This window comes from Escherichia sp. E2748 (assembly GCF_005781125.1).
Lineage (GTDB): Bacteria > Pseudomonadota > Gammaproteobacteria > Enterobacterales > Enterobacteriaceae > Escherichia.
On the sequence record NZ_VATP01000038.1, the window covers coordinates 26,768 to 34,457 of the forward strand.

Below are 7,690 nucleotides of genomic sequence, written 5' to 3' on the forward strand. Positions count from 1 at the left end.
ATGATTTCGTTCCAAAGCCTACGTCTATCATACCCATTGAATAAAACAGATTGTTGTCTAGAACAATGTTCCCGATAATATGTAACATATTAGAAACATATCGGCGTCGTTGCCGATAAGTCTCCTTACTCATCCCGAGGTTAGTTATGAATACCGTTTGTACCCATTGTCAGGCCATCAATCGCATTCCCGACGATCGGATCGAAGATGCGGCAAAATGCGGACGCTGCGGTCACGACTTGTTTGACGGAGAGGTGATTAATGCGACCGGTGAAACGCTCGACAAATTGCTGAAAGATGATCTACCTGTGGTGATCGACTTCTGGGCGCCGTGGTGCGGCCCCTGCCGTAACTTCGCGCCAATTTTTGAAGATGTTGCGCAAGAGCGTAGCGGTAAAGTGCGCTTTGTGAAAGTGAATACCGAAGCTGAACGTGAATTAAGCAGCCGCTTTGGTATTCGCAGTATTCCGACGATCATGATTTTCAAAAATGGTCAGGTTGTCGACATGCTTAATGGCGCAGTACCGAAAGCACCGTTCGACAGCTGGCTGAACGAATCTCTTTAATCTTACCGGGGCGCATCTTGTGCCCCGTTTTCTCCTCTGCGACAATGGCGTTTTTTCGACGCTCTCTTATGACCGAAAACGCTGTTCTCCAGTTACGCGCCAAACGTATTGCGCGCGCAACACGTCCTTTTCTTGCCCGCGGTAATCGCGTTCGTCGCTGCCAACGCTGTCTTTTGCCAGAGAAATTATGTCTCTGTTCGACAATTACCCCAGCGGAAGCAAAAAGTCGCTTCTGTTTGCTGATGTTCGACACCGAGCCAATGAAGCCAAGTAACACCGGGCGTCTGATTGCTGATATTTTACCTGATACCGTTGCGTTTCAATGGTCGCGTACCGAACCATCACAAGAACTGCTGGCTCTGGTGCAAAACCCGGATTATCAACCAATGGTGGTCTTTCCCGCCTCATATGCTGATGAGCACCGGGAAGTGATCTTCACCCCGCCTTCCGGTAAGCCACCGCTGTTTATCATGCTCGATGGTACCTGGCCGGAAGCGCGCAAGATGTTTCGTAAAAGTCCGTATCTGGATAATCTCCCCGTCATTTCCGTCGATCTTTCCCGGCTTTCTGCCTATCGCCTGCGTGAAGCCCAGGCTGAAGGCCAATATTGTACCGCTGAAGTGGCTATCGCACTTTTAGATATGGCGGGCGATACCAAGGCTGCGGCCAGCTTAGGCGAGCATTTCACTCGCTTTAAAACACGCTATCTGGCAGGAAAAACGCAACATCTGGGTAGTATCACAGCAGAACAGTTAGAAAGCGTTTAAAATCATTCGGTCACTTCTGCGGGAGACCGGTATGAGTCAGCGAGGACTGGAAGCACTACTGCGACCAAAATCGATTGCGGTGATTGGCGCATCGATGAAACCCAATCGCGCAGGTTACCTGATGATGCGTAACCTGCTGGCGGGAGGCTTTAACGGACCGGTGTTACCGGTGACGCCGGCCTGGAAAGCGGTACAAGGCGTACTGGCCTGGCCGGATATCGCCAGTCTGCCATTTACGCCCGACCTTGCTGTGCTGTGTACCAATGCCAGCCGCAATCTGGCGCTTCTGGAAGAACTCGGCGAAAAAGGCTGTAAAACCTGCATTATTCTTTCTGCCCCGACATCGCAACACGAAGATCTCCGCGCCTGCGCCCAGCGCCATAACATGCGCCTGCTTGGACCAAACAGTCTGGGATTACTGGCGCCGTGGCAAGGTCTGAATGCCAGCTTTTCGCCTGTGCCGATTAAACGCGGCAAGCTGGCGTTTATTTCGCAATCGGCTGCCGTCTCCAACACCATCCTCGACTGGGCGCAACAGCGTGAGATGGGCTTTTCCTACTTTATTGCGCTCGGCGACAGCCTGGATATCGACGTTGATGAATTGCTCGACTATCTGGCGCGCGACAGTAAAACCAGCGCCATCCTGCTCTATCTCGAACAGTTAAGCGACGCGCGACGCTTTGTTTCGGCGGCCCGTAGTGCCTCGCGTAATAAACCGATTCTGGTAATTAAAAGCGGACGTAGCCCGGCAGCACAGCGACTGCTCAACACGACGGCAGGAATGGACCCGGCATGGGATGCGGCTATTCAGCGTGCCGGTTTATTACGAGTGCAGGACACTCACGAACTGTTTTCGGCAGTGGAAACCCTTAGCCATATGCGCCCATTGCGTGGCGACCGACTGATGATTATCAGCAACGGTGCAGCGCCAGCTGCGCTGGCGCTGGATGCCTTATGGTCACGCAATGGCAAGCTGGCAACGCTAAGCGAAGAAACCTGCCAGAAGCTACGCAATGCGCTGCCAGAACATGTAGTAATCTCTAACCCGCTCGATCTGCGCGATGACGCCAGCAGTGAGCACTATATTAAAACGCTGGATATTCTGCTCCACAGCCAGGATTTTGATGCGCTGATGGTTATTCATTCGCCCAGTGCCGCGGCTCCCGCCACAGAAAGCGCACTGGCATTAATTGAAGCGGTAAAACATCACCTTCGCAGCAAGTATGTCTCTCTGCTGACGAACTGGTGCGGCGAACACTCCTCGCAAGAGGCGCGACGTTTATTCAGCGAAGCCGGGCTGCCGACCTACCGCACTCCGGAAGGAACCATCACCGCTTTTATGCATATGGTGGAGTACCGACGTAACCAGAAGCAACTACGCGAAACGCCGGCACTGCCCAGCAATCTGACCTCTAATACCGCAGAAGCGCATCTTCTGTTGCAACAGGCGATTGCCGAAGGAGCAACGTCGCTCGATACCCATGAAGTTCAGCCCATCCTGCAAGCGTATGGCATGAACACGCTTCCCACCTGGATTGCCAGCGACAGCACCGAAGCGGTGCATATTGCTGAACAGATTGGTTATCCGGTGGCGCTGAAATTACGCTCGCCGGATATTCCACATAAATCGGAAGTTCAGGGCGTCATGCTCTACTTGCGTACAGCCAATGAAGTTCAGCAAGCCGCGAACGCTATTTTCGATCGCGTAAAAATGGCCTGGCCGCAAGCGCGGATCCACGGTCTGCTGGTGCAAAGTATGGCTAACCGTGCTGGCGCCCAGGAGTTGCGGGTAGTGGTCGAGCAGGATCCGGTTTTCGGACCGTTGATCATGCTTGGTGAAGGCGGTGTGGAGTGGCGTCCAGAAGATCAAGCCGTCGTCGCATTACCGCCGCTGAACATGAACCTGGCCCGTTATCTGGTCATTCAGGGAATAAAAAGTAAAAAGATTCGTGCGCGCAGTGCACTGCGTCCACTCGACGTAGCAGGCTTGAGCCAGCTTCTGGTGCAGGTATCCAACTTGATTGTCGATTGCCCGGAAATTCAGCGTCTGGATATTCATCCTTTGCTGGCTTCTGGCAGTGAATTTACCGCGCTGGATGTCACGCTGGATATCGCGCCGTTTGAAGGCGATAGCGAGAGTCGGCTGGCAGTGCGCCCGTACCCGCATCAGCTGGAAGAGTGGGTGGAATTGAAAAACGGTGAACGTTGCTTGTTCCGCCCGATTTTGCCAGAAGATGAGCCACAGCTTCAGCAATTTATTTCGCTAGTCACCAAAGAAGATCTTTATTACCGCTATTTTAGCGAGATCAACGAATTCACCCATGAAGATTTAGCTAACATGACGCAGATCGACTACGATCGGGAAATGGCGTTTGTGGCGGTGCAACGTATTGATCAAACGGAAGAGATCCTCGGTGTCACGCGTGCGATTTCCGATCCTGATAACATCGATGCCGAATTTGCTGTACTGGTTCGCTCGGATCTCAAAGGGTTAGGCTTAGGTCGACGCTTAATGGAAAAGTTGATTACCTATACGCGAGATCACGGACTGCAACGTCTGAATGGTATTACGATGCCAAACAATCGTGGCATGGTGGCGCTGGCCCGCAAGCTCGGGTTTAACGTCGATATCCAGCTCGAAGAGGGGATCGTTGGGCTTACGCTAAATCTTGCCCAGCGCGAGGAATCATGAGTAAGGTACTGGAAATGTTGACCACTTAATCGGGACTGGTGTTATTATTGCCCGCTTATGTCGTCTGCATTGCACAGAGGACCCTTCAATGAACAGAGAAGAAATGCACTGTGATGTTGTCAAAATTTAAGCGTAATAAACATCAACAACACCTTGCCCAACTACCCAAGATTTCTCAATCAGTTGATGATGTCGATTTCTTTTACGCTCCCGCCGACTTCCGGGAGACGCTGCTGGAAAAAATAGCCAGCGCGAAGCAGCGCATTTGCATTGTCGCCCTGTATCTCGAACAGGATGATGGTGGCAAAGGCATTCTGAGCGCGCTATATGAGGCTAAACGGCAGCGTCCGGAACTGGATGTGCGGGTGCTGGTCGACTGGCATCGTGCGCAACGTGGACGCATTGGCGCTGCGGCATCTAACACTAACGCTGACTGGTACTGCCGCATGGCGCAGGAAAATCCGGGCGTAGATGTTCCGGTTTATGGCGTACCCATCAATACCCGTGAAGCCCTGGGCGTTCTGCATTTTAAAGGCTTTATCATCGACGATAGCGTACTTTACAGCGGTGCCAGCCTGAACGATGTTTATCTGCATCAGCACGATAAATACCGCTACGACCGTTACCATCTGATTTGTAACCGCAAGATGTCAGACATTATGTTTGAATGGGTTACGCAGAATATTATGAATGGTCGCGGTGTTAACCGTCTGGATGATGAACATCGCCCAAAAAGCCCGGAAATCAAGAACGACATTCGCCTGTTCCGCCAGGAGTTGCGTGATGCCACTTATCATTTCCAGGGAGATGCCGACAACGATCAACTTTCCGTTACGCCGTTGGTGGGTCTGGGGAAATCGAGTCTGTTGAACAAGACCATTTTCCATCTGATGCCCTGTGCAGAACAGAAACTGACTATCTGCACGCCATACTTCAACCTGCCGGCAATCCTGGTGCGCAATATCATCCAGCTGCTGCGTGAAGGGAAAAAGGTCGAAATTATCGTTGGTGATAAAACCGCGAATGACTTCTATATTCCGGAAGATGAGCCATTCAAGATAATTGGCGCGTTGCCTTATCTTTATGAGATTAATTTGCGTCGCTTCCTGAGTCGTTTGCAGTATTACGTCAATACTGACCAGTTAGTGGTCCGTTTGTGGAAAGATGACGATAATACTTATCACCTGAAAGGAATGTGGGTTGATGATAAGTGGATGCTGATAACCGGTAATAACCTGAACCCACGCGCCTGGCGTCTGGATCTGGAAAACGCCATTTTGATCCACGATCCGCAACTGGAGCTTGCGCCGCAGCGTGAAAAAGAACTGGCTCTGATCCGCGAGCATACCACCATCGTTAAGCACTATCGCGATCTGCAAAGTATTGCCGATTATCCGGTAAAGGTTCGCAAACTTATCCGCCGTTTGCGCCGCATCCGCATCGACCGATTAATTAGCCGCATCCTGTAATCTGAACCCCGTCCTGTACGGGGTTTGTTATTTGGAGGCCGCGTTGCGTATTCTTTTTATCTGTTTGCTATTGTTACTTTCTGGATGCAGCCATATGGCTAACGATGGCTGGCAGGGGCAGGATAAAGCTCAACATTTTATCGCCTCGGCGATGCTTTCCGCCGCAGGAAATGAATACGCGCAACATCAGGGGATGAGTCGCGACCGCAGCGCGATGTTCGGGCTGATGTTCTCTGTAGGGCTGGGAGCGTCAAAAGAGCTTTGGGATAGCCGCCCTGAGGGGAGCGGCTGGAGCTGGAAGGATTTTGCCTGGGATATCGCCGGTGCAACTACCGGCTATACCGTCTGGCAAATAGCGCATCACTAAAGACGCATCCCCTTTCCTTTGCGGTGCAGCATCAAAGAAACCAGAAACGCTACCACGGCCATCAATGTCACATACCAGAAAAATGCCGTTTCCATTCCTATCGATTTCAGCGACAACGCTACGTACTCCGCCGAACCACCAAATATAGCATTGGCGACCGCATATGACAGACCAACACCTAATGCGCGAACCTGCGCCGGGAACATCTCAGCCTTCAGTATTCCACTGATTGATGTATAAAAACTCACTATCAGCAGGGCGCACATCACCAGACCAAAAGCGGCATAAGGAGAGGAGACGTTCTGCAATGCTGATAGTATGGGGACGGTAAAAATAGCGGCCAAAGAGCCAAAGCATAACATCGAGGTTCGACGTCCAATCTTATCTGACAGCGCGCCAATGAACGGTTGAATGAGCATAAATACAAACAATGCCGCAGTCATAATGCCGCTTGCTACGTTAGCGTGCATTCCCGCAGTATTCACCAGATATTTCTGCATATAGGTGGTAAAGGTATAGAAACAAAGAGAACCCGCAGCAGTGAAGCCGAGAACCATGATGAATGCACGGCGATTGCGCCATAATCCTTTCATTGACCCCGCTTCTTTTAACGCTCGCGTCTCTTGTTGTGAAGTTTCATCTAACTGACGACGTAACCACAATGCCACAACGGCTAACACCGCTCCTAACGCAAAAGGAATGCGCCATCCCCACTCTCTAAGAGCAGAATCTTCCATAGTATGTTGTAGAACAACCACCACCAGTAAGGCCAGCAACTGACCGCCAATTAGCGTGACGTACTGGAACGAAGCATAGAACCCTTTGCGCCCTTCGACAGCAACTTCACTCATATAGGTGGCGCTGGTGCCATATTCTCCACCAACAGATAATCCCTGGAATAAACGCGCGAGAAGCAATAATGCCGGAGCCCAGGTACCGATAGTTTCATAACCAGGGAGGCAGGCAATAACCAGAGATCCGAAACACATCATACACACCGATAACAGCATTGATTTTTTACGACCATGTTTATCGGCTATGCGTCCAAATAGCCAGCCACCGATTGGACGCATCAGAAAGCCCGCAGCAAAAACACCGGCTGTTTGCAGTAATTGAGTGGTAGTGTTACCAGAAGGGAAGAAAATGTGGGCAAAGTAGAGGGAACAGAATGAGTAGACATAAAAATCGAACCACTCGACCAGATTACCTGAAGAGGCCCCTACTATTGCCCAGATGCGGCGACGAGTATCACTACTTGTCAGTTTGTCGTCTGCCGTTACAGTGCTTTCTGCCATGCCAATATTTCTCCTGCCATAATCCGATGCTTTTGTCGGCCAATGTTGTTTATTATTTAGTAAGACAGATGTTATACATTTGTTACCGATGTTTGTGCAACCATAACTGCGAATTTAGTTAGCAGGGGAATGATTATTCTGGATGACCAGGAAGGATTTCAGGTGAGGTTGTCGTATGGAAATGGGCGAGCATCTGGCGTATACAAGGGAATGGCAGGGTTTTTATTTCTTAGTCAGAACCACATCAGGTGGTTTTTACTACCTACGCTATTCAGGACGGACGACAGACAAAACAAAAGGCCCAGTCTTTCGACTGAGCCTTTTGTTTTATTTGATGCCTGGCAGTTCCCTACTCTCGCATGGGGAGACCCCACACTACCATCGGCGCTACGGCGTTTCACTTCTGAGTTCGGCATGGGGTCAGGTGGGACCACCGCGCTACGGCCGCCAGGCAAATTCTGTTTATTAACCCGCTTATCGCCGGTTAATTTAATCTGTTATCAAGCTGAAAATCTTCTCTCATCCGCCAAAACA

The 7,690-nt window shown here is 50.8% G+C and carries 6 protein-coding genes and 1 rRNA gene; 5 read left to right on the plus strand and 2 right to left on the minus strand.

Features of this window, described 5'->3' with window-relative positions:
- The first annotated feature begins 146 nt into the window (after positions 1-146).
- From trxC to FEK42_RS21510, 5 genes are all read left to right on the plus strand, one after another.
- Positions 147-566 carry a thioredoxin TrxC gene (gene trxC, locus FEK42_RS21490; RefSeq protein ID WP_001098726.1) on the plus strand — a complete coding sequence of 140 codons (420 nt, stop codon included), beginning with the start codon at positions 147-149 and terminating at the stop codon, positions 564-566.
- Between the two features lie 68 nt (positions 567-634).
- On the plus strand, positions 635-1,333 hold the full coding sequence (gene tapT / locus FEK42_RS21495) for a tRNA-uridine aminocarboxypropyltransferase (protein WP_135492906.1): 699 nt from the start codon (positions 635-637) through the stop codon (positions 1,331-1,333).
- A 31-nt stretch (positions 1,334-1,364) separates the two neighbouring features.
- A complete protein-coding gene (gene pat, locus FEK42_RS21500) occupies positions 1,365-4,025 on the plus strand; it encodes a protein lysine acetyltransferase (RefSeq protein ID WP_138211963.1) in 2,661 nt (886 codons plus the stop codon).
- Positions 4,026-4,138: 113 nt separating this feature from the next.
- Positions 4,139-5,494, plus strand: coding sequence for a CDP-diacylglycerol--serine O-phosphatidyltransferase (gene pssA / locus FEK42_RS21505; RefSeq protein ID WP_135492907.1), 1,356 nt, complete (start codon positions 4,139-4,141; stop codon positions 5,492-5,494).
- 43 nt (positions 5,495-5,537) lie between these two features.
- The gene (locus FEK42_RS21510; protein WP_135492908.1) at positions 5,538-5,861 is read left to right on the plus strand and encodes a YfiM family lipoprotein; all 324 of its coding nucleotides are present in this window, start codon (positions 5,538-5,540) and stop codon (positions 5,859-5,861) included.
- Here the strand turns inward: FEK42_RS21510 and kgtP are convergent.
- A complete protein-coding gene (gene kgtP / locus FEK42_RS21515; RefSeq protein WP_130207578.1) occupies positions 5,858-7,156 on the minus strand; it encodes an alpha-ketoglutarate permease in 1,299 nt (432 codons plus the stop codon). The genes FEK42_RS21510 and kgtP overlap by 4 nt on opposite strands.
- 336 nt (positions 7,157-7,492) lie before the next feature.
- Positions 7,493-7,608: ribosomal RNA gene (gene rrf, locus FEK42_RS21520) — 5S ribosomal RNA — on the minus strand.
- Between the last annotated feature and the right edge of the window lie 82 nt (positions 7,609-7,690).